Raw genomic sequence first — 21,751 nt, forward strand, 5'->3', positions numbered from 1 at the left:
TGGTGAAGGCCAGCCCGTACACCACATGCACCAGCACAAGGCCCGTGGTGGTGCTGGCCAGCCCCAGCTTGCCGAGGGTGAACGAGGCCGGCAGCAGCACGGTCTGGAACGGCAGGAAGCAGCCGAACAGCAGCAGCCCGAAAAACAGCTGCGAGCCCCGAAAGCGCCACATCGACAGCACATATCCGTTAAGCGCGCCGAGCAGCGTCGAGATCAGCACGGCCGGCACGGTGATCTTCACCGAGTTCCAGAAGTAGCCGCCCACGGCGTCCCATGCCTTGAACCAGCCGATGCCTGTGAACATCTGCGGCCAGCTCAGCAGGTTGCCGGTGCGGATGTCCTCCGGGTCCTTGAAGCTGGTCAGCAGCATCACCACCAGCGGGATCAGGTACAGCGCGCAGGCCAGCAGCAAGGTGCCGTGGATGGCCAGGCGGCTGGGGGAAAACCAGCGATGGCTAGTCATGGCGCTTGTTCCTCAGTTCCGAGTACAGGTAGGGCACCAGGATCGCCAGGATCGCGCCCAGCATCAGGATGGCGCTGGCCGAGCCCATGCCCATCTGGCCCCGGCTGAAGGTGAACGAATACATGAACATCGCCGGCAGGTCCGAGGCATAGCCCGGGCCGCCCGCGGTCATGGCCGCGACCAGGTCGAAGCTCTTGATGGCGATGTGCGCGAGGATCATCACGGCGCTGAAGAACACCGGCCGCAGGCTGGGCAACACGATGCGCAGGTAGATGCGCGGCAGGCTCGCGCCATCGACCTGGGCGGCCCGCACGATCGAGGAGTCGACCCCGCGCAGGCCCGCCAGGAACAGTGCCATGACAAAACCCGACGCCTGCCACACGGCGGCGATTACCAGGCAGTACACCACGCGATCAGGATCGACCAGCCAGTCGAAGCGAAAGCCCTCCCAGCCCCAGTCGCGCAACAGCTTGTCCAGGCCCAGGCCCGGGTTGAGCAGCCATTTCCAGGCCGTGCCGGTGACGATCATCGACAGCGCCATGGGGTAGAGGTAGACCGTGCGGATGAAGCCTTCGCGGCGGATGCGCTGGTCCAGCAGCACCGCCAGCAGCACGCCGATCACCAGGCTGATACCGATGAACAGGCCACCGAATACCAGCAGGTTCTGGCTCGCCACCCACCAGCGGTCGTTGCCCATCAGCTTGATGTACTGGTCCAGGCCCACCCATTTGTAGCTGGGCATGAAGCTTGAGTTGGTGAATGACAGGATGAAGGTCCAGAGGATGTAACCGTAGAAGCCGACCAGCACGATCAGCATGCTGGGGGCCAGTACCAGTTTGGGTAGCCAGCGTTGCAGGGCGTCCAGGGGGGAGGCCCGCAGGGGTGCGGTGATTGTTGTCATTAGGCTTGATCTCGAGTTCGGCGGCGCTGCTTTCGCTGGCGAGCCAGCTCCCACAGTGGCCGTATACACCGTAGCTGTGGGAGCTGGCTTGCCAGCGAACAGAGCGCCGCAGGCTGGATGCCTGGGGCGCTTACTTGGCCGACTTGATCGCCGAGTTCAGCTGTTTGACCGCCTTGGCCGGATCGGCCTTAGGGTCATTGAGGAAGTTGGTGACCACGTCGAAGATGGCCCCCTGCACCGCCAGCGACGAGGCCATGTTGTGGGCCATGCTCGGCTGCAGCCCATCGCCCTGCTCGGCCACCTTGAAGTCCTTGGCCGACTGCTGGGTGCAGGCGTCGAAGGCGCTCATGTCCATGTCCTGGCGCACCGGCAGCGAGCCCTTGTTCTGGTTGAACACGGTCTGGAACTGCGGCTCCAGCGCCACCTTGGCCAGGTCGTTCTGGGCCTTGATGTCGTTGTCGTCCTTGAGCCTGAACATGGCCAGCGAGTCGATGTTGTAGGTGAAGCTGCCCTGGGTGCCAGGGAACGCCACGCATTGATAGTCCTTGCCCGCGACCTTGCCGGCGGCGGTCCACTCGCTCTTGGCCCAGTCGCCCATGATCTGCATGCCGGCCTTGCCGTTGATGACCTCGGCGGCGGCGATGTTCCAGTCACGCCCGGCGCGGTTGGGGTCCATGTAGCCACCCAGGCGCTGCAGGGTCTGGAACACCTTGATCATCGGCTCGCCGGTCAGGGTGTTCTCGTCCAGGTCGACGAAGGCGGCGTGATAGCCCTTGGGCCCGAGCATGGCGAGCACCAGGCTTTCGAAGACCGTGCTGTCCTGCCACGGCTGGCCGCCATGGGCCAGGGGCTGGAAGCCGGCGGCCTTGAGCTGGTCGGCGGCGGTGAAGAGTTCATCCAGGGTGGTCGGCACCTTGGCGCCGGCCTTTTCGAACACCTGCGGGTTGATCCACAGCCAGTTGACCCGGTGGATGTTCACCGGCACGGCCACGTAATGACCGTCGTATTTCATGATGTCGGCCACCTTGGCGGGCAGCAGCGTGTCCCAGTTGTTGGCCGTGGAGACTTCGTCTAGCTCGGTGAGCAGGCCCAGGGCGCCCCATTCCTGGATATCGGGGCCCTTGATCTGCGCGGCGGCGGGCGGGTTGCCGGCGACCGCGCGGCTTTTCAGCACGGTCATGGCAGCAGCGCCACCGCCACCGGCCACCGCGTTGTCCTTCCAGGTGAAGCCGTCTTTCTCGACCTGGGCTTTCAAGGTCTGGACGGCCGCGGCTTCACCGCCGGAGGTCCACCAGTGCAGTACTTCTACCGTGCCGTTGCCGGCAGCGGTGGCATGGAGAGGCAGCAGGGAGGCGAGGGAAATGACAGCGGCGAGACGCGTGATCGCATTCATCGAAACAGGACCTTTTATTGTTGTTATGCAGAGGCAAGTCATGGTTGCTTGCGCTTGCATCGGAGTCTAACCAGCCCTCATGGGCCGGCAGGTAACGAAGGGACGCGCGAATGTCACCATCCTGTGACATTCGCGGTTCAGTCCGGAGTGCGCGGCAGGCTGAGGGTCACCCGCAGGCCGCCCTGGCGCAGGTTGAGCAGGCTCACCTCGCCGCCGTGGCTGTGGGCGATGTTGCGCGCGATGCCCAGGCCCAGGCCGTAGCCCTGCTGGTGGCCGGCCAGGCGAACATGCGGTTCGAACACCTCTTCCAGGCGCTGCTCCGGCACGCCGGGCCCCTGGTCGTCGACCTGCAGGACAAACCCGCTGGCGCTGTCGAGGATCCGCAGGTGGGCGCGCTCACCGTACTTGATGGCGTTGTCGATCAGGTTGCCGATGCAGCGCCGCAGCGCCAGCGGCTTGCCGGGATAAGGCGCCAGCGCCCGGCCTTCGAGGGTCAGGCTGCCGCAACCGAGGTAGGGTTCGGCGAGCATCTCCAGCGCCTGGTTGAGGTCGACAGGTTCGATGTTCTCGTGGATATCGGTGTCCTTTACGCACTGCAGCGCGCCCTTGACGAGCAATTCGAGCTCATCGAGATCGCGTCCGAAGCGAGCCTGCAACGGCTCGTCCTCCAGCAGCTCGACCCGCAGGCGCAGGCGCGTGATCGGTGTGCGCAAGTCGTGGGAGATGGCGCTGAACAGCTGGCTGCGCTCGGTGAGGTAGCGGCTGATGCGCTCACGCATGCTGTTGAAGGCCCGTGCCACGTCCGCCACTTCGCTGCCACCGCCTTCGCTGGCCGGCGCCACGTCGGCACCCAGCGACAGCTCCCGCGCGGCGCGTGCCAGGCGCTTGAGCGGGCGGCTCTGCCAGTGCACCAGCAGGCCGATGAACAGCAGCAGGAAGGCGCTGGTAAGCACGACGAAACCCAGCTGCTGGCGTGGCAGGCGCTCCGGTTCAAGGCTGGTGTAGGGCTCGGGCATCAGCGAGGCGATGTACAGCCATTCACCTTCGCCCAGGCGGATCTGCGTAACCAGCACCGGTGGGTCGAGCGGTTCCAGGGTCAGCGAATAATGCGCCCAGGAACGTGGCAGCTCGTCGAGGCGCAGGCCGCTGTTGAAGATGCGCAGCTCCTTGGGGCTGACGAACGCTACCGATACATTCATGTGCTGCCCCAGGCGTTCGTGCAGCACCTGTTCGAACACCTCGATCACGGCGCGCTTGCGCGGGGTGACGGGCAGCACCGGCATGTCCAGCGGCTTGTCGTTGAGTGACACGACGAAGCGCGTCCCGCCCATGCTGCGCAGCTGGTCGAGGACCATGGGCCGATAGGCCACGGGCAAGGAACGGAAGTAGCTGACGCTTGCGCTCATCGAGTGCGCCAGGCTGGCCGCGCTGGCCTGTAGCCCCTGCAACTGGCTCGCGCGCAACTGCGAGACCCAGATCAGGCTCGACAGCCCCTGCGCCAGCACCACCACCAGCAAGGTCAGCAGCAGCATGCGCCCCAGCAGCGAGCGCGGCAGCAACCGCCAGCGTGGCTCAGGATGCGGGGCTGACATGCGCCGCCAACAGGTAGCCGCTGCCGCGCACGGTTCGGATCAGCCGTGGCGGCTTGTCGACGTCGCGCAGCCGCTGGCGCAGGCGGCTGACCGCCATGTCGACAATGCGGTCGAGCGGCATCGGCTCGCGCCCGCGGGTGGCATTGCCGATGGTGTCGCGGTCGAGAATCTGCTGGGGATGGTCGAGAAACAGCTTGAGCAGGGCAAAGTCGGCACCGGTGAGGATCACCTCCTCGCCATCGCGGTGGAACAGCCGGTGACTGACCGTGTCCAGGCGCCATTCATCAAACATCAGCACATCGTGGTTGAGCGGTGCCTGGCCGAACCCGGCGCGGCGTAGCAGGGCCTTGATCCGCGCCTGCAGCTCGCGCGGGCTGAAGGGCTTGCCCAGGTAGTCATCAGCGCCCAGCTCCAGGCCGATGACGCGGTCGGTCTCGTCGGAGCTGGCGGTGAGCATGATGATCGGCACCTGCGCCAGGCGTGGATGCTGGCGCACCCAGCGGCACAGGCTGAAACCGTCCTCGCCAGGCAGCATGACGTCGAGGATCACCAGGTCGCTGGGCGCCGACTCGAGCGCCTCGCGAAAGCCATGACCGTCGGCCACCGCGCGCACCTGGTAACCGAGACGGTCCAGGTACAGGCCCAGGAGTTCACGCAGGTCCTGGTCGTCATCGACCAGGAGGATCGATCTGGCGGCAGTGCTCAATACAGTCCCATCCTCTGGTCGACGCGGGTCTTGTGCCCGCTGTTGCTTCAGCGTCAGTGCCTGGGCGTCAGTGCTCGAGCACGTGTTGCAGCGCCACCCCCGCGCCGAGCAGCCCGGAGAACTCCGCGGTGACCAGCCATACCGGGATGCCCGCGAAGTAGCTGCTCATGCAGCCCTTGTCGGCGAAGCTTTCGGCAAAGCCGCTGCGCAGGAACAGCTCGGTGAAGTGCGGGATGACGCCGCCGACAATATACACGCCGCCGCGCGCGCCGAGTGTCAGTACATTGTTACCGGCCACGCGCCCGAGGAAGCGGCAGAACTGTTCGATGACCGTCAGCGCGACAGGATCGCCCGCCAGGGCCGCATCGGTGATCTGCGCGGGCGTGCGGTATTGCTCGGTTTCTCCATCAAGCGAGCAGATCGCCTGGTACAGACGCACCAGCCCGCCGCCGCTGAGCACCGTCTCGGCGCTGACATGGCCGATGCGGCGGCTGATCTGCTGCTGGATCGCCGCTTCCCGGGCGTTGCCCACCGGCAGGTCGACGTGCCCGCCCTCCCCCGGCAAGGCCAGCCAGCGCTGCTCGCCCAGGCGCAGCAGGCTGCCAACGCCAAGGCCGGTGCCAGGTCCGATGACCAGTGCCGGGCGCGCGGGATCGGCCACGCCAGGACAGACTTCGCGGTACTCGCCCTCCCGTAGACGGGTCATGCCCAGGGCCATCGCGGAGAAATCATTGATCAGCAGCAGGTGGTCGACCTGAAGCGCCTGGCAGAACGCCTTGCGGCTCAGGCGCCAGTGATTGTTGGTGAAGCGGAACTCGTCACCGTCCACCGGCCCGGCCACGGCCAGGCACACCGCTGCCAGCTCGCCACGGGCGATGCCCTGCTCGCGCAGGTACGCCTCGATGGCCTGTTCGGGGCTGGTGTGGTCGGCGGTCGCGAATACCTGCACGGCATGCAGTTCATTGGCCCGCCAAAGGGCGAAACGAGCATTGGTACCACCGATATCACCCACCAGCGCGGCTTTCATTTGAGCGTCTCCAGGCCCGAGGTAAAGGCGCTGGCTCCTTGCTCGGCCGGGCTGAAGGCCATGCGCATGAAGCCGAAGAGTTCGCGGCCACAGCCCAGGTCATTGCCCAGCGGTGCGGCGGGCAGGTCACGGCTGGCCAGCTCCTCGGCCGACACCCGTACCTGCAGCGTCCCTTCGACGCCGTCCACGCGCACGATATCACCATCGCGCACTCTTGCCAGCGGTCCGCCATCAAACGCCTCCGGGCACACGTGGATGGCCGCCGGGATCTTGCCCGAGGCGCCCGACATGCGTCCGTCGGTGACCAGCGCCACCTTGAAGCCGCGGTCCTGCAGCACGCCGAGGAACGGGGTCATCTTGTGCAGCTCGGGCATGCCGTTGCAGCGCGGACCCTGGAAACGCATCACGGCGACGAAGTCACGCTCGAGCTCGCCTGCCTTGAACGCATCGGCCAGCGCCTGCTGGTCATGGAACACCCGCGCCGGGGCTTCCACCACCTGGTGCTCGGGCGCCACGGCCGAGACTTTCATCACGCCGCGGCCCAGGTTGCCCTCCATCACCCGCAGGCCACCCTCGGGCGAGAACGGCCGTGCCACCGGGCGCAGGATATTTTCATCGAGGCTGGCATGCGGGCCTTCGCGCCAGACCAGCGTGCCATTGTCGAGGAACGGCTCCTGGGTGTAGCGGCGCAGGCCATGACCGGCCACGGTATTGACGTCTTCGTGCAGCAGGCCCGCGTCGAGCAGTTCGCGGATCAGCAAGGCCATGCCGCCCGAGGCCTGGAAATGGTTGATGTCGGCCTTGCCGTTCGGGTAGACGTGGGACAGGGTCGGCACCACCTCCGACAGCTCGGCCATGTCCTGCCAGGTCAGCTGGATGCCGGCGGCCTGGGCGATGGCGGGCATGTGCAGGGTGTGGTTGGTCGAGCCACCGGTGGCATGCAGGGCGACAATCGAGTTGACCAGGGACTTTTCGTCGACGATCTCGCCCAGTGGCATGAAGTTGCCGCTGGCCTTGGTCATGCGCGTCACCTGCCGCGCGGCTTCGGCGGTCAGGGCATCGCGCAGGGGCGTGTAGGGATTGACGAAGGAGGCGCCTGGCAGGTGCAGGCCCATCACCTCCATCAGCAGCTGGTTGGTGTTGGCGGTGCCGTAGAAGGTGCAGGTGCCGGGGCTGTGGTAGGACTTCATCTCCGACTCGAGCAGTTCCTCGCGGCTGGCCTTGCCCTCGGCATAGCGCTGGCGCACGTCGGCCTTTTCCTTGTTGGAGATGCCCGACGGCATCGGCCCGCCTGGGACGAAGAGCATCGGCAGGTGGCCGAAGCGCAGAGCGCCCATCAGCAGGCCCGGAACGATCTTGTCACAAATTCCCAGCATCAACGCCGCATCGAACATGTTGTGCGACAGCGCGATGGCGGTGGACATGGCGATCACCTCGCGGCTGGCGATGGCCAGTTCCATGCCCGGCTCGCCTTGGGTGACGCCGTCGCACATGGCCGGCACGCCACCCGCGAACTGCCCGACGGAGCCGATCTCGCGCAGCGCCTGCTTGATCTGCTCGGGAAAGTGCAGGTAGGGCTGGTGGGCCGAAAGCATGTCGTTGTACGCCGAGACGATGGCGACGTTGGCCGCGTTCATCAGGCGCAGCGTCTGCTTGTCATCGCCCCCGCACCCAGCCACGCCATGGGCAAAGTTGGCGCATTGCAGCTGGGCGCGCATGGGTCCATCGCTGGCCGCGCCGCGAATCAGCTGAAGGTAGCGTTCACGGGTGGGACGGCTGCGGGCGATCAGCCGTTCGGTGACCTCAAGGATGCGCGGATGCATGTACTGGACTCCAGGCTAGCGGTGGGGCGATCTCTGCAGGCGTTTCCCTTCCAAACGATTGCGTCCTAGGCTCAAGAGAGGCCCTGAACGCGGCGGATGGAGCGGCCCGGCCGATCGCTCGTTGTAGATTAAACAAAATACTGCCATCAAAAAGGCTTGTTTTCTATCTCATTGGGAATAATCTTGTAATTCCAACAACAAAACCGTTTCAGTGAAGCTGTTTCTTTTGCCACGGACTTCACCCCGGCCAGAGGTAACGCCATGACCCTTCGTATTGCCATCAACGGATTCGGCCGCATCGGACGCAACGTTCTGCGCGCACTCTATACCCAAGGCTACCGCCAGGACCTGCAGGTCGTCGCCATCAACGACCTGGGCGACAGCGCCATCAACGCCCACCTGCTCAAGCATGACAGCGTTCATGGCGCCTTCGACGCCCGTGTCGAGGCCGATCATGAAAGCCTGACGGTCAACGGTGACCGCATCGCGGTCAGTGCCATCCGCAACCCGGCCGAACTGCCCTGGAAGGCGCTGGCGATCGACGTGGTGTTCGAGTGCACCGGGCTCTTCACCGAGCGCGGCAAGGCGGCCGCGCACCTCACGGCCGGCGCCGGCAAGGTGATCATCTCGGCGCCGGCCAAGGGCGCCGATGCCACGGTGGTCTATGGCGTCAACCACGATACCCTGCGGGCCTCGCACCAGATCATCTCGAGCGCTTCGTGCACCACCAACTGCCTGGCCCCGCTGGCGCAGGTGCTGCACCGCGAGTACGGCATCGAGCAGGGCCTGATGACCACCATCCATGCCTACACCAACGACCAGAACCTCACCGACGTCTACCACAGCGACCCCTACCGGGCCCGTTCGGCGACCCAGTCGATGATCCCCAGCAAGACCGGCGCCGCCGAAGCGGTCGGCCTGGTGCTGCCAGAGCTTGCCGGCAAGCTGACCGGGATGGCCGTGCGCGTGCCGGTGATCAACGTGTCGCTGGTCGACCTGACCGTGAACCTGCGCCGCGAAGTGACGGCCGACGACGTCAACCAGCTGTTCCTCGAGGCCAGCCGGCATTCGCGCGTCCTGGGTTACAACGCCCTGCCGCTGGTGTCGTGCGACTTCAACCACAACCCGCTGTCGTCGATCTTCGACGCCAACCACACCCGCGCCAACGGCCGCATGCTCAAGGTGCTGGCCTGGTATGACAACGAGTGGGGCTTCTCGAACCGGATGCTGGATAACTGCCTGGCGCTGTGCAACGCGCGGTAAGGGTTGCCGCCCCGTCGCCCGGCACGGCCGGGCGTGCAGGGGCTTGCCACACATTTCTTTACCTGCAGGGTACTTGACCAGATGCATGGATGATAAGCATTATCATTCACTTACCCTCGGTCAGGTATCCCCGTGAGTCAATCCCGGTTCAACGCCGTTTTCATCCACCAGCGTCTCCCCTTGCTGCGAACCTTGCAGCGGATGGTCGACAACCCCAGCACCGCCGAGGACCTGCTGCAGGAAACCTACCTGCGCGTCACCCGCGCCTTGGGCGAGCGGCCGGTCGAGCACCTGGAACCCTTTGTCTTCCAGACCGCGCGCAACCTTGCCCTGGACCACCTGCGCGCACGCCGCGTGCAGGCACGCACCGTGGTCGACGACGTGCCCGAGCAGGTGCTGCACAACGTCGCCGCGCCCTTGGGCAACTACGAAGACGCCGCCCATGCCGAGCAACTGCTCAAGCACCTGAGCGTCAGCCTTGGGCAGTTGTCGCAACGCCAGCAACGCATCTTCATCCTCAGCCGCCTGCACGGTGCCAGTTACCTGGAAATCGCCGAGCAGTTGAAGGTGTCGGCCAGCACGGTGCAGAAGGAACTGAAGCTGATCATGGCGATCTGCATGGGCGTGGCCGAGCGCCTCAGGTAGCCGCCCGGCGCTGCATCCGGCAAAGCGCTTGCCTTGCCCCGGCACAGCCGTGATCATTCCAGAAAAAACGCCTATCGCAAGGACCCTCCGTGACCGACAGCCACCCCCCTCGCCCGTCACCCGCCGAGGCTGCCGCGCGCGCCCGTGCCATGGACGAGGCGCTGGACTGGCTGATCCGTCTGCAGTGCGCCGACGCGGCCGACACGCCGGCATTCGAGGCCTGGCTCGAGGCCGACCCCGTCAACGCCAGCGCCTATGTCGAGGCCGAAGCCCTGTGGAACGGCGCCTCGCTGCGTCAGGGCGCCGAGCAACTCGTGCAGCGTCGCCGCACGTCCGCACGCGGGCGACTGCGTACCCACTGGAAACCCTTGGCCACCGCCGCGTTGTTGCTGGCCGGGCTGTTTACCTTCGGCAACCTGCCGGTGCGCCTGCAGGCCGATCACCTGACCGTGGTCGGAGAGCGCCAGCGTCTGCAACTGGACGACGGCGCCAAGGTACTGCTCAACACCGACTCGGCGTTCGCCAGCGATCTCAAGGGCAAGCACCGCGTCGCGCGCCTGTTGCAGGGCGAGGCATTCTTCGAGGTGGCCGGGGGCAACCAGCGCCCGCTCGAAGTGGAGGCCGGGCCCGTGCGGGCCGAGGTGCGCGACACCGACTTCGCCGTGCGCTACCTCCATGGCGAGGCCCAGGTGCGGGTTCGCCGGGGCGACGTCGACCTGCGCTCGGCCACCGACCAGCGCATCCGCCTGAGCGCGGGTGACAGCATCAGTGTCGGCCCTGAGGGCTTCGGCGCGCGTGGTCGCCTGGACGCGAGCAAGGACCTGGCCTGGGTCGAGGGTCGCCTGGTGTTCAAGAACTGCCCGCTCAGCCAGGTGCTGGCAGAGGTCCGGCGCTACTATCCAGGCTGGATCATCAGCCGCAATCCGCGCATCGAACAGCTGGCCGTCACCGGCAACTACCGCCTCGACCAGCCGATCGAGACACTGCGCGCGCTCGCCAACATCACCTCGGCGCAACTGCACGAGTACCCCGCCGTGGTCATCCTGAACTGACCCGAAGTATTTTTACGCGATCACCGCACCCCGCTCGTCTCGTTATAGCCAATGCAACTGATTCTCGTTTTGGATCAGTCGCCACCTATAACAACGCGCGACAGGGAGCCCCCGCCGATGCCCACAGGTACAACCCGCCAGACCCCTTCCATCGACCGTCTTGGCCAGCGCTGCAGCTTGTCCCTGCTGACCCTGGCGCTGCTCGCCAGCGGCGCCTTCAGCCTGCCGGCCCTGGCCGTCGAGCCGGCCCCGGCGAGCAGCCCGCGCATGGGGGACTACCGTTTTGCAATCACCCAGCGGCCGCTGGTCGAGGCCGTCAATGCCTTCACCCAGGTCACGGGTTGGCAGGTCGGCTTCCCTGCCGACCTCGCCCAAGGCGTGTCATCGCCGGGCGTGCAGGGTTCGCTGACGCCAGAGCATGCCCTGCGTCGCCTGCTGCAGGGCACCGGCCTGGGTTATCGCAAGATCGGCAATGGCAATGTGGTGCTCGAACGCCACGGGGCCAGCCATTCCATCGCCCTGCAACAGGTCACTGTCAGCGCCACCCGCAGCGCCCAGGATGTCAGCCAGGTGCCAAGTACCGTGTCGGTACAGACCCGCGAGCAGCTCGATCGGCAGAACGTCAACAACATCCAGGAGCTGGTACGCTACGAGCCTGGTGTTTCCGTCGCCGGGACGGGTCAGCGCAGCGGCCTCAACGGCTTCAATATCCGCGGTATCGACGGCGAGCGCATCCTCACCCAGGTCGATGGCGTGTCCATCCCCGACAGCTTCTTCTACGGCCCCTACGCGCAGACCCAGCGCAACTACGTCGACCCTGAAATCATCAAGCGCGTGGAGATCCTGCGCGGCCCCGCCTCGGTGCTGTACGGCAGCAACGCCATCGGTGGCGCGGTGAGCTACTTCACCCTCGACCCCGAAGACATCATCAAGCCCGGCAAGGACGTCGGCGCACGCCTGAAGACCGGCTACAGCTCGGCCGACGAGAGCTGGCTGACCTCGGCCACCGTGGCCGGCCGCCAGGGCGGCTTCGACGGCCTGCTGCACCTGAGCCAGCGTAACGGCCACGAGACCGAGTCCTACGGGGAGCACGGCGGGACCGGGCTGTCGCGCACCGAGGCCAACCCTGCGGATGCGCGCACCACCAATGTGCTGGCAAAGCTGGGCTGGGACTACGCCGAGGACGCGCGGCTGGGGCTGACCTACGAGCGCTTCAAGGATGACCGCGACCAGAACCTGTTGAGCGCGGTGGGCGGGCCGTTCATTCCCGGCTTCGGTGCCATGAACTCCTATCGCATGCGTACCGGCAACGACACCGTCACCCGCGAGCGGTTCGGCATCAACCATGACCTGGCCCTCGACAGCCTGCTTGCGGACAACATGAAGTGGAGCCTGAACTACCAGATCGCCAAGACCGACCAGCGCACCGATGAGCTCTACGCAGCCTCTGGCAGGCAGGTACATCGCGATCGCCAGACCACCTACAAGAACCGCCAGTGGGTCTTCGATGCGCAACTGGACAAGGCCTTCAGTGTCGGCGCCACCGATCACCTGCTGACCTACGGCACCACCCTGAAGCACGAAAAAGTGACGGGCTCGCGCCGGGGCACCGGGACCTGCGTGAACGTTGGCGGCGCCTGCACCGCCATCGGCCAGGACAGCGCCCGTGACGGCCAGGTGCTGGTCAGCGACTTCCCCGATCCGACCGTCAACACCTACAGCCTGTTCGCCCAGGACGAGATCCGCTGGAACAACTGGACCTTCCTGCCCGGCGCGCGCTACGACTACACCCGCATGCAGCCGAAGATGACCGACGCATTCCTGCGCGGCTTGCAGAGCGGTACCGGCGAACTCACCAGCATCGACGACTCGGACAAGAAGTGGCACCGCGTATCGCCCAAGCTGGGCGTGACCTACGCGTTCAACGATACCTACACCTGGTACGGCCAGTATGCCGAGGGCTTCCGCACGCCGACCCCCAAGTCGATGTACGGGCGCTTCCAGAACCTCGACCTCGGGTATCGCGTCGAGGGCAACCCCGGGCTCGAACCGGAGAAGAGCAAGAGCTACGAGACCGGCCTGCGCGGCAACTTCGACGCCGGCAACTTCGACGTGGCGGTGTTCTACAACAAGTACCGCGACTTCATCGACGAGGACGCCGTGCAGTCGGCCAATCTGGAATCGACCTTCCGGGCCAATAACATCAAGCACGCCACCATCAAGGGCGCCGAGTTCAAGGGTCGCCTGAACCTAGACCACTTCGGCGCGCCGCAGGGCCTGTACACCCAAGGCTCGATCGCCTACGCCCACGGCCGCAACGATGACAACGGCCAGCCGCTGAACACCGTCAACCCGCTGACCACCGTCGTCGGGGTGGGATATGAGCAACAGAACTATGGCGGCCTGCTGAGCTGGACCCTGGTCAAGCGCAAGAACCGTGTCGACGACACCACCTTCTTCGCCCCCGACGGCACCAGCAAGCAGTTCCGCACGCCAGGCTATGGGGTGCTCGACCTGGCCGGATATTACAAGGTCACCGACGACGTTACCGTCAATGCGGGTCTCTACAACCTGACCGACAAGAAGTACTGGCAGTGGGACTCGGTGCGCGGTTACGACGGACAGGGTGAAGCCGCGGTCACCCAGCCGGCCAATCTCGACCGCCTGACCATGCCAGGCCGCAACTTCGCGGTAAATGTGGTGTGGGATATCTGACCTGGCGCTGCACACCTCAAGACATGCACTTTTTTACTGATTCCCGTCTTCTTTTTCGTCTTGTTACAAGACCCGACCATTTTCCAAGGACCGACCATGACCTCCACCCCCCTGCGCTCGCAACGCCTGAACCAGCTGACCCACGCCCCCCACAGCGAACTGGATACCCTGGTCAAATCCCACGCCCCCTTCGACACCCGCGAGAGCTTCGCCCGCTTCGTGGTCGCCCAGTACCTGTTCCAGGCCGAGCTGCAGGCGCTCTACACCGACCCGCGACTGATCGCCATCGTCCCCGACCTGGCCCAGCGCTGCCGCGCTGAACAGGCCCGACTGGACCTGGCCGATCTGAACACCGGCGTCCCCTCCCCCGTGCCCGGCGCATTGCACAACCCGAGCCTGGGTGAAGCTCTGGGCTGGATCTTCGTCTCCGAAGGCTCCAAACTGGGCGCCGCATTCCTGATCAAGCGTGCCGTCGGCCTGGGCCTGTCGGACAGCGTTGGCGCCCGTCACCTGGGCGAGCCCGCCGGGGGACGCGCCGAAGGCTGGAAACAGTTCACGCGCATTCTCGACAGCCTGGAATTGAACCCCGAGGAGGACGCCGCTGCCGAACGCGGTGCGGTTGCCGCCTTCGAGCGCTTCACCGAGCTGCTCCGGCACGCCTACGCGCCGAGCACCGAAGTTGCCTGATACGCCCTGCCGGCGGCCCTTGAAGCGGCCGGCCCTGAACAGCCCGTCAATGAGCCCATGACCCGACCCGCCACTTCCAAACTGTCCCGCCTGCTGTTCGCGCTCCTGGCCTATGTCAGCCTGGGCATCGGCCTGGTCGCGATTGTCATCCCCGGGCTGCCGACGACCGAGTTCATCCTCCTCGCCGCCTGGGCCGCGACACGCAGTTCGCCGCGCCTGAGCGCCTGGCTGGAGAACCACCGGCTGTTCGGGCCGATCCTGCACAACTGGCGCAACGGCAAGGTCATCAAGCGCCGCGCCAAGGTCAGCGCCACTCTCAGCATGCTGGTGTGCGCCGCCGTGATGCTGGTGTTCCTCGACCACCGCTGGCCGGTGTTCCTGGCCATCGGCGGCATGACCCTGGGCAACCTGTGGATCTGGTCACGGCCCGAGCACGCGCCGGCCGTCCGAGACGCCGAACTGCAACGGCAGGTTTGACCACAGGCGATTGCTGTACTGCAATTGCCCTGTCGAGGAGAACCTGCATGCAGTACCTGCTGAACGTCATCGCCACTGTCCTGGAGCTTGATCCTGCCGCTATTCGCTGGCAGGGAATCGGCTCGCTGCCATCCGCCTATGGCGTGACCGAGCTGGCCAGTGCCAGCGTCGCCGCGGCTGGTCTGGCCCTGGCAGACCTGCTGCAACGCCAGACCGACACCTGTCCTCTGGTGCGGGTCGACCGCCGCCTGGCCTCCTTCTGGTTCGCCGGCAGCGTGCGCCCGCAGGGCTGGCAGACACCACCGTTGTGGGATGCCATCGCTGGCGACTACCCCTGCAAGGATGGCTGGATCCGCCTGCACACCAATGCACCGCATCACCGCAGAGCGGCGCAGGACGTACTGGGCGCGGCCCAGGACCGTGCTGAAATGGCAAGGCGAGTCGCGCCGTGGTCGGCCGGCGATCTGGAGCAGGCGGTGGTCGCCGCGGGCGGGTGCGCCGCGATGATGCGCAGCTGGCTGCAGTGGAGCGAGCATCCACAGGGCCAGGCCGTGGCCGCGGAGCCGTTGATCGCACGCCAGCTCGCCGCTCCCGGTCCCGGTCCCATCCGGCCGTGGCAAGGCACCCTTGAGCGGCCGTTGGCGGGGGTAAAGGTGCTCGACCTTACACGCATTCTTGCCGGCCCCACGGCCAGCCGCCTGCTGGCAGGCTTTGGCGCCGATGTGCTGCGTATCGATCCGCCCGGCTGGGACGAGCCGGCCGTGGTCGCCGAGGTTACCCTGGGCAAGCGCTGCGCCCGGCTCGACCTGCGCGTCGCCGAGGACCGCCAGGTTTTCGAGCATTTGCTGGCCGACGCCGACATCCTGTTGCATGGCTACCGCGCCGACGCCCTCGAAGGCCTCGGCTACGGCGAGCCGCGGCGCCGCGAGCTCAACCCCGGGCTGGTCGACGTCTGCCTCAACGCCTACGGCTGGAGCGGGCCATGGCGCGACCGGCGCGGCTTCGATAGCCTGGTGCAGATGAGCACCGGCATCGCCCGTGAAGGCATGCGCTGGCAACAGGCCGAACACCCCGTGCCCTTGCCGGTGCAGGCGCTGGACCATGCCACCGGTTACCTGATGGCCGCCGCCGCGATACGCGGCTATGCCGAGCGTCTGCGCAACGGCCATGGCGCCAGCGCGCGGCTGTCGCTGGCGCGCACGGCCAAGCTGCTGATCGAGCGCGGAACCGTGAGCGATGACCTGCCGCTGGCCGCGGAAACGGTCGAAGACCTTGATGCCTTGGTGGAAACGACTCCTTGGGGCCCGGCACGACGGCTCAAGGGCCCGCTCAAGGTGGGTGAAGCCGTGATTCACTGGGAGCGCGGGGCATGCGAGCTGGGGTCTGACGCCGCCCGCTGGTGATGCGCGCGGGCTACAGCGACAAGACCCCCGCATACAGTCCATACGCCGCCAGGCCCGCCCCCGCCAGTACCGCGGCGAAAACCAGCTTTTCCCAGCGGGTGAACAGCGCCTGCCCCTGTTCGTGCTTGGCCCGGGCAAACAGGATCACTCCAGGCGCATACAGCAAGGCCGAAAGCAGCAGGTACTTCAGCCCGCCTGCATACAGAAGCCACACCGCATAGACCAGGGCCAGGCCCGCCACCAGCAGATCATTGCGCCGCGCCGTCGGCTGTCCGTCATAGCTTTCGCCCCTCAGCGCCAGCAGCACGGCATACGCCGCCGACCAGAAATACGGCACCAGGATCATCGACGACGCCAGGTAGATCAGGCTGGTATAGGTACCCGCCGACACCAGCGTGATCAGCAGGAAGCCCTGGATCATGCTGTTGGTCAGCCATAGCGCGTTGACCGGCACGCGGTTGGCGTTCTCGCGGGTGAGGAAGCGCGGCATGGTCCTGTCCCGCGCCGTGGCGAACAGGATCTCGGCGCACAGCAGCGCCCAGGACAGCAACGCCCCCAGCAGCGACACACCCAGACCGAGGCTGATCAGCAACGCGCCCCACGGCCCGACGATGTGCTCGAGCACCGAGGCCAGCGACGGGTTCTGCAGCCCGGCCAGCTCCGGCTGGGTCATCACTCCCAGTGACAGCACGTTCACCAGCACCAGCAAGGCCAGCACGCCCAGAAAGCCGATCACCGTGGCCTTGCCGACGTCCGAGCGGCGTTCCGCCCGCGCCGAATAGACGCTGGCGCCCTCGATGCCGATGAACACGAACACCGTCACCAGCATCATGTTGCGCACCTGCGACAGCACGCTGCCGAACGTGGGATTGCCCAGCCCCCAGATATCGCGGCTGAAGATGTCGGCGCGAAAGGCAAAGAATGCGATGAGGATGAAGATCAGCAGCGGCACGACCTTGGCGATGGTTGTCACCAGGTTGATGAACGCCGCTTCCTTGATGCCCCGCAGCACCACGAAATGCACCGACCACAGCAGCAGCGAGGCGCAACCGATGGCTTCGGGCGTGTTGCCTTCGCCAAACACCGGGAAGTAGAACCCCAGGGTACTGAACAACAGCACGAAGTAGCCGACGTTGCCCAGCCAGGCACTGATCCAGTAGCCCCAGGCCGATGAGAATCCCATGTACTCGCCAAAGCCGGCCTTGGCATAGGCGTACACCCCGGAATCGAGGCCAGGCTTGCGGTTGGCCAAGGTCTGGAACACGAAGGCCAGCGCCAGCATGCCAATCGCCGTGATGCCCCAGCCAATCAGCACCGCGCCCGCATCGGCACGCGCCGCCATGTTCTGCGGCAAGGAAAAGATCCCGCCACCGATCATCGACCCGACCACCAGGGCAATCAGCGCACTCAAGCGCAGCTTTTGACTCACGTCGCTCATAAGCCTCCCTGTTGCATTTGTGTCACCGGTACGAAATAACCGCGGCTGTAGTTGCACTAACCACTTATCAGCGCGGGCGATTAAATGACCCGTGCTAATAGCCAGACTTTCTAACTTGGCAGGTTCAAGTAACAGGCAATTGTGGACGATATTCCAGCCACTGTGTCCTGTCGGATTGTGTTGGCAAAAAGTTGCGAAACCCCGAAAAAAGACTAGTTTCATAGCGCGCAGGCAAACGCAGCATCCGCTCCGCAAACAGACGTGGAGGTGCCAGTCCGCAAGGCCTGCGACATTGCCGTCGGCACTCTCCAGGAGTTTCATGAAGACCCTCTTCATGACGTCGTGAACTGATCTACATCAGCGAATGACCACGGCACCAGCTCTAGGCTGGCGTCAACTCTCTCCTGGCAAGGAGTTACGCGATGTCTGACTCTTCTGGAAAACTGAAACTCGGCGCACTGGTTGCACTTGTGGTCGGTTCGATGATTGGCGGCGGGATCTTTTCCTTGCCGCAGAACATGGCCGCCAGTGCGGGCGTGGGCGCCGTGCTGATCGGCTGGGCCATCACCGCGGTCGGCATGCTGACCCTGGCGTTCGTGTTCCAGACCCTGGCCAACCGCAAGCCCGACCTGGACGGTGGTGTCTACGCCTACGCCAAGGCCGGTTTCGGCGACTACATGGGCTTCTCGTCGGCATGGGGCTACTGGATCAGCGCCTGGCTGGGCAACGTCGGCTACTTCGTCCTGCTGTTCAGCACCCTGGGCTACTTTTTTCCGGTGTTCGGCGAGGGCAACACCCTGGCCGCGGTGATCGGCGCCTCGCTGCTGCTCTGGGGCGTGCATTTCCTGGTGCTGCGAGGCATCAAGGAAGCGGCCTTCATCAACCTGGTCACGACCATCGCCAAGATAGTGCCGCTGGCCCTGTTCGCGCTGGTCTGCCTGTTCGCCTTCCGCCTCGATATCTTCACCGCCGACATCTGGGCCATGGGCACGCCGGAGCTGGGCAGCGTGATGAACCAGGTGCGCAACATGATGCTGGTCACCGTGTGGGTGTTCATCGGCATCGAGGGCGCGAGCATCTTCTCCTCACGAGCGGAAACACGCTCGGACGTGGGCAAGGCCACGGTGATCGGTTTCGTCACCGTGCTGCTGTTCCTGGTGCTGGTGAACGTGCTGTCGCTGGGGGTGATGACCCAGCCGGAACTGGCCGGCCTGCAGAACCCGTCGATGGCCGCGGTGCTCAAGCATGTGGTCGGCGATTGGGGCGCCGTGCTGATCAGCGTCGGCCTGATCATCTCGCTGCTCGGCGCGCTGTTGTCGTGGGTGCTGCTGTGCGCCGAGATCATGTTCGCCGCCGCCAAGGACCACACCATGCCGGCGTTCCTGCGCCGCGAGAACCCCAACCAGGTACCGGCCAACGCGTTGTGGCTGACCAACGCCATGGTTCAGGTCTTCCTGGTGATCACGCTGTTTTCCAACAGCACCTACCTATCGCTGATCTACCTCGCCACCTCGATGATCCTGGTGCCTTACCTGTGGTCGGCGGCCTACGCGGTGTTGCTGGCGGTGCGCAGCGAGACCTACGAGAACGCCCTGGCCGAGCGGCGCAAGGACCTGATCATCGGCGGCGTGGCGCTGATCTACGCGATCTGGCTGCTGTACGCCGGCGGCATCAAGTACCTGCTGCTCTCGGCCCTGTTGTATGCCCCAGGCGCGATCCTGTTCGCCAAGGCCAAGCGCGAGGTCGGCCAACCCATTTTCACCCACGTCGAGAAGCTGATCTTCGCCGCCGTGGTCGTCGGCGCCCTGGTGGCGGCCTACGGCTTGTACGACGGGTTCCTGACCCTGTGATCCTGTTTCTTGCACACATTGGAGGAATGCACCATGTCCACGGAAAAAGCGAAGTACGGCGTCCACTCCGAAGCCGGCAAGCTGCGCAAGGTGATGGTCTGCTCCCCTGGCCTGGCGCACCAGCGCCTGACGCCGAGCAATTGCGACGAACTGCTGTTCGATGACGTCATCTGGGTCAACCAGGCCAAGCGCGACCATTTCGACTTTGTCACCAAGATGCGCGAGCGCGGCATCGAGGTGCTCGAGATGCACAACCTGTTGACCGAGACCGTGCAGCACCCCGACGCGTTGAAGTGGATCCTCGACCGCAAGATCACCCCCGACACCGTCGGCGTCGGCCTGACCAACGAGGTGCGTAGCTGGATGGAAGGTCTGGAGCCGCGCCGGCTGGCCGAATTCCTGATCGGCGGCGTGGCGGGCCAGGACCTGCCCGTCAGCGAAGGCGCCGAAGTGGTGAAGATGTACAACGACTACCTGGGCCATTCCAGTTTCATCCTGCCGCCCTTGCCCAACACCCAGTTCACCCGTGACACCACCTGCTGGATCTACGGTGGCGTGACCCTGAACCCCATGTACTGGCCGGCGCGCCGCCAGGAAACCCTGCTCGCCAGCGCCATCTACAAGTTCCACCCGCAGTTCACCAATGCCGAGTTCGAGACCTGGTATGGCGACCCCGACAAGGACCATGGCCAGGCGACGCTCGAAGGCGGGGACGTGATGCCGATCGGCAAGGGCGTGGTGCTCATCGGCATGGGCGAGCGTACCTCGCGCCAGGCCATCGGCCAGCTGGCCCAGGCGCTGTTCGCCAAGGGCGCCGTGGAGCAGGTGGTGGTCGCCGGTCTGCCCAAGTCTCGCGCGGCGATGCACCTGGACACCGTGTTCAGCTTCTGCGACCGCGACCTGGTCACGGTCTTCCCTGAAGTGGTGCGCGAGATCGTGCCGTTCATCATCCGCCCTGACGAGAGCAAACCCTACGGCATGGACGTGCGCCGCGAGCACAAACCGTTCATCGAGGTGGTCGCCCAAGTGCTTGGGCTGGCGCAGCTGCGCGTGGTGGAAACCGGCGGCAACAGCTTCGCGGCCGAGCGCGAGCAGTGGGACGACGGCAACAACGTGGTGGCCGTGGAGCCCGGCGTGGTCATCGGCTACGACCGCAACACCTATACCAACACCCTGCTGCGAAAGGCCGGGATCGAGGTCATCACCATCAGTGCCGGCGAACTGGGGCGTGGCCGTGGCGGCGGCCACTGCATGACCTGCCCGATTGTCCGCGACCCTGTCGAATACTAGGAGAACCGTCATGGCTTTCAACATCCACAACCGCAACCTGCTCAGCCTCGAGCACCACACCCCGCGCGAGTTGCGCTACCTGCTGGACCTGTCCCGCGACCTGAAGCGGGCCAAGTACACCGGCACCGAGCAGAAGCACCTCACGGGCAACAACATCGCCCTGATCTTCGAGAAGACCTCGACCCGTACCCGCTGCGCCTTCGAGGTCGCGGCCTACGACCAGGGCGCCAATGTCACCTACATCGACCCCAACTCCTCGCAGATCGGCCACAAGGAAAGCATGAAGGACACCGCCCGCGTGCTCGGGCGCATGTACGACGCCATCGAGTACCGGGGCTTCAAGCAGGAGATCGTCGAAGAACTGGCCAAGTACGCTGGCGTGCCGGTGTTCAATGGCCTGACCGACGAGTACCACCCCACCCAGATGATCGCCGACGTGCTGACCATGCGCGAGCACAGCGACAAGCCGCTGCACGACATCAGCTATGCGTACCTGGGCGATGCGCGCAACAACATGGGCAACTCGCTGCTGCTGATCGGCGCCAAGCTCGGCATGGATGTGCGCATCGCCGCGCCCAAGGCGCTGTGGCCGCACAACGACCTGGTGCAGCGCTGCCAGCAGTACGCCGAGGACAGCGGCGCGCGGATCATGCTTACCGAGGACCCCAAGGCGGCGGTCAAGGACGTGGACTTCATCCACACCGATGTCTGGGTGTCGATGGGCGAGCCGGTCGAGGCCTGGGGCGAGCGCATCAAGCAGCTGCTGCCCTACCAGGTGAACAGCCAGTTGATGAAGGCCAGCGGCAACCCGCGAACCAAGTTCATGCACTGCCTCCCGGCGTTCCACAACTCCGAGACCAAGGTCGGCAAGCAGATCGCCGAGCAGTACCCGAACCTGGCCAACGGCATCGAAGTGACCGACGACGTGTTCGAGTCGCCGGCCTGCATCGCCTTCGAGCAGGCGGAAAACCGCATGCACACGATCAAGGCGATCCTGGTGTCGACGCTGGCTGACCTTTAGGAGCC

The 21,751-nt window shown here is 65.4% G+C and carries 17 protein-coding genes and 1 pseudogene; 10 read left to right on the forward strand and 8 right to left on the reverse strand.

The window, feature by feature from the left end; translation table 11 throughout:
- From VJS90_RS06885 to edd, 7 genes and pseudogenes are all read right to left on the reverse strand, one after another.
- Positions 1–463, reverse strand: a pseudogene (locus tag VJS90_RS06885) (carbohydrate ABC transporter permease); the annotation flags it as partial.
- A complete protein-coding gene (locus tag VJS90_RS06890) occupies positions 456–1,364 on the reverse strand; it encodes a sugar ABC transporter permease (protein WP_324120328.1) in 909 nt (302 codons plus the stop codon). The pseudogene VJS90_RS06885 and the gene VJS90_RS06890, both read right to left, overlap by 8 nt.
- A 130-nt stretch (positions 1,365–1,494) precedes the next feature.
- Positions 1,495–2,757, reverse strand: coding sequence for an ABC transporter substrate-binding protein (locus tag VJS90_RS06895; RefSeq protein WP_324120330.1), 1,263 nt, complete (start codon positions 2,755–2,757; stop codon positions 1,495–1,497).
- Between the two features lie 137 nt (positions 2,758–2,894).
- Positions 2,895–4,349 (reverse strand): ATP-binding protein, encoded by a 1,455-nt coding sequence (locus tag VJS90_RS06900; protein WP_324120332.1) that lies wholly within the window; start codon positions 4,347–4,349, stop codon positions 2,895–2,897.
- Positions 4,330–5,055 carry a response regulator transcription factor gene (locus tag VJS90_RS06905; RefSeq protein ID WP_324120334.1) on the reverse strand — a complete coding sequence of 242 codons (726 nt, stop codon included), beginning with the start codon at positions 5,053–5,055 and terminating at the stop codon, positions 4,330–4,332. The genes VJS90_RS06900 and VJS90_RS06905 overlap by 20 nt, the downstream gene beginning before the upstream one ends.
- 67 nt (positions 5,056–5,122) lie before the next feature.
- A complete protein-coding gene (locus VJS90_RS06910) occupies positions 5,123–6,082 on the reverse strand; it encodes a glucokinase (RefSeq protein ID WP_324120336.1) in 960 nt (319 codons plus the stop codon).
- On the reverse strand, positions 6,079–7,905 hold the full coding sequence (gene edd, locus VJS90_RS06915; protein WP_324120338.1) for a phosphogluconate dehydratase: 1,827 nt from the start codon (positions 7,903–7,905) through the stop codon (positions 6,079–6,081). The genes VJS90_RS06910 and edd overlap by 4 nt, the downstream gene beginning before the upstream one ends.
- 261 nt (positions 7,906–8,166) lie before the next feature.
- On the opposite strand from edd, the gene gap reads away from it, so the two are divergent.
- The 7 genes from gap (at position 8,167) to VJS90_RS06950 (ending at position 16,147) form a co-directional block, all read left to right on the forward strand.
- The gene (gene gap, locus VJS90_RS06920; RefSeq protein ID WP_324120340.1) at positions 8,167–9,168 is read left to right on the forward strand and encodes a type I glyceraldehyde-3-phosphate dehydrogenase; all 1,002 of its coding nucleotides are present in this window, start codon (positions 8,167–8,169) and stop codon (positions 9,166–9,168) included.
- A 132-nt stretch (positions 9,169–9,300) separates the two neighbouring features.
- Positions 9,301–9,813 carry a sigma-70 family RNA polymerase sigma factor gene (locus tag VJS90_RS06925; RefSeq protein ID WP_324120342.1) on the forward strand — a complete coding sequence of 171 codons (513 nt, stop codon included), beginning with the start codon at positions 9,301–9,303 and terminating at the stop codon, positions 9,811–9,813.
- A gap of 89 nt (positions 9,814–9,902) precedes the next feature.
- Complete coding sequence (locus VJS90_RS06930) at positions 9,903–10,865, forward strand: FecR family protein (RefSeq protein ID WP_324120344.1); 963 nt, start codon at positions 9,903–9,905, stop codon at positions 10,863–10,865.
- 117 nt (positions 10,866–10,982) lie between these two features.
- Positions 10,983–13,580 (forward strand): TonB-dependent receptor, encoded by a 2,598-nt coding sequence (locus VJS90_RS06935; RefSeq protein ID WP_324120346.1) that lies wholly within the window; start codon positions 10,983–10,985, stop codon positions 13,578–13,580.
- A 96-nt stretch (positions 13,581–13,676) separates the two neighbouring features.
- On the forward strand, positions 13,677–14,267 hold the full coding sequence (locus VJS90_RS06940; RefSeq protein WP_324120348.1) for a biliverdin-producing heme oxygenase: 591 nt from the start codon (positions 13,677–13,679) through the stop codon (positions 14,265–14,267).
- A gap of 57 nt (positions 14,268–14,324) precedes the next feature.
- Positions 14,325–14,744 (forward strand): YbaN family protein, encoded by a 420-nt coding sequence (locus tag VJS90_RS06945; RefSeq protein WP_324120350.1) that lies wholly within the window; start codon positions 14,325–14,327, stop codon positions 14,742–14,744.
- 47 nt (positions 14,745–14,791) lie between these two features.
- Positions 14,792–16,147: a CoA transferase gene (locus VJS90_RS06950; RefSeq protein ID WP_324120352.1), complete on the forward strand. Its 1,356-nt coding sequence runs from the start codon at positions 14,792–14,794 to the stop codon at positions 16,145–16,147.
- A gap of 10 nt (positions 16,148–16,157) precedes the next feature.
- Here the strand turns inward: VJS90_RS06950 and arcD (VJS90_RS06955) are convergent, their stop codons facing one another.
- A complete protein-coding gene (arcD, locus tag VJS90_RS06955; RefSeq protein ID WP_324120354.1) occupies positions 16,158–17,585 on the reverse strand; it encodes an arginine-ornithine antiporter in 1,428 nt (475 codons plus the stop codon).
- Positions 17,586–18,007: 422 nt separating this feature from the next.
- Here arcD (VJS90_RS06955) and arcD (VJS90_RS06960) point away from each other — a divergent pair, with 422 nt between their 5' ends.
- From arcD (VJS90_RS06960) to VJS90_RS06970, 3 genes are read left to right on the forward strand one after another with little or no spacing between them, the layout of a single operon-like run.
- The gene (gene arcD, locus VJS90_RS06960) at positions 18,008–19,435 is read left to right on the forward strand and encodes an arginine-ornithine antiporter (RefSeq protein WP_324120356.1); all 1,428 of its coding nucleotides are present in this window, start codon (positions 18,008–18,010) and stop codon (positions 19,433–19,435) included.
- Between the two features lie 33 nt (positions 19,436–19,468).
- Positions 19,469–20,725 (forward strand): arginine deiminase, encoded by a 1,257-nt coding sequence (arcA, locus tag VJS90_RS06965; protein ID WP_324120358.1) that lies wholly within the window; start codon positions 19,469–19,471, stop codon positions 20,723–20,725.
- A 10-nt stretch (positions 20,726–20,735) separates the two neighbouring features.
- Complete coding sequence (locus VJS90_RS06970) at positions 20,736–21,746, forward strand: ornithine carbamoyltransferase (RefSeq protein ID WP_324120360.1); 1,011 nt, start codon at positions 20,736–20,738, stop codon at positions 21,744–21,746.
- Positions 21,747–21,751: the final 5 nt, after the last annotated feature.

Source organism: Pseudomonas sp. (assembly GCF_035277045.1).
Lineage (GTDB): Bacteria > Pseudomonadota > Gammaproteobacteria > Pseudomonadales > Pseudomonadaceae > Aquipseudomonas.

Excerpts from the sequence above, each read along its gene's own strand:
- arcD (WP_324120354.1), bottom strand. The coding sequence starts at position 17,585 with ATGAGCGACGTGAGTCAAAAGCTGCGCTTGAGTGCGCTGATTGCCCTG.
- gap (WP_324120340.1), top strand. The coding sequence starts at position 8,167 with ATGACCCTTCGTATTGCCATCAACGGATTCGGCCGCATCGGACGCAAC.
- arcD (WP_324120356.1), top strand. The coding sequence starts at position 18,008 with ATGTCTGACTCTTCTGGAAAACTGAAACTCGGCGCACTGGTTGCACTT.
- VJS90_RS06950 (WP_324120352.1), top strand. The coding sequence starts at position 14,792 with ATGCAGTACCTGCTGAACGTCATCGCCACTGTCCTGGAGCTTGATCCT.
- VJS90_RS06935 (WP_324120346.1), top strand. The coding sequence starts at position 10,983 with ATGCCCACAGGTACAACCCGCCAGACCCCTTCCATCGACCGTCTTGGC.
- VJS90_RS06970 (WP_324120360.1), top strand. The coding sequence starts at position 20,736 with ATGGCTTTCAACATCCACAACCGCAACCTGCTCAGCCTCGAGCACCAC.
- VJS90_RS06910 (WP_324120336.1), bottom strand. The coding sequence starts at position 6,082 with ATGAAAGCCGCGCTGGTGGGTGATATCGGTGGTACCAATGCTCGTTTC.
- arcA (WP_324120358.1), top strand. The coding sequence starts at position 19,469 with ATGTCCACGGAAAAAGCGAAGTACGGCGTCCACTCCGAAGCCGGCAAG.
- edd (WP_324120338.1), bottom strand. The coding sequence starts at position 7,905 with ATGCATCCGCGCATCCTTGAGGTCACCGAACGGCTGATCGCCCGCAGC.
- VJS90_RS06940 (WP_324120348.1), top strand. The coding sequence starts at position 13,677 with ATGACCTCCACCCCCCTGCGCTCGCAACGCCTGAACCAGCTGACCCAC.
- VJS90_RS06900 (WP_324120332.1), bottom strand. The coding sequence starts at position 4,349 with ATGTCAGCCCCGCATCCTGAGCCACGCTGGCGGTTGCTGCCGCGCTCG.
- VJS90_RS06890 (WP_324120328.1), bottom strand. The coding sequence starts at position 1,364 with ATGACAACAATCACCGCACCCCTGCGGGCCTCCCCCCTGGACGCCCTG.
- VJS90_RS06895 (WP_324120330.1), bottom strand. The coding sequence starts at position 2,757 with ATGAATGCGATCACGCGTCTCGCCGCTGTCATTTCCCTCGCCTCCCTG.
- VJS90_RS06945 (WP_324120350.1), top strand. The coding sequence starts at position 14,325 with ATGACCCGACCCGCCACTTCCAAACTGTCCCGCCTGCTGTTCGCGCTC.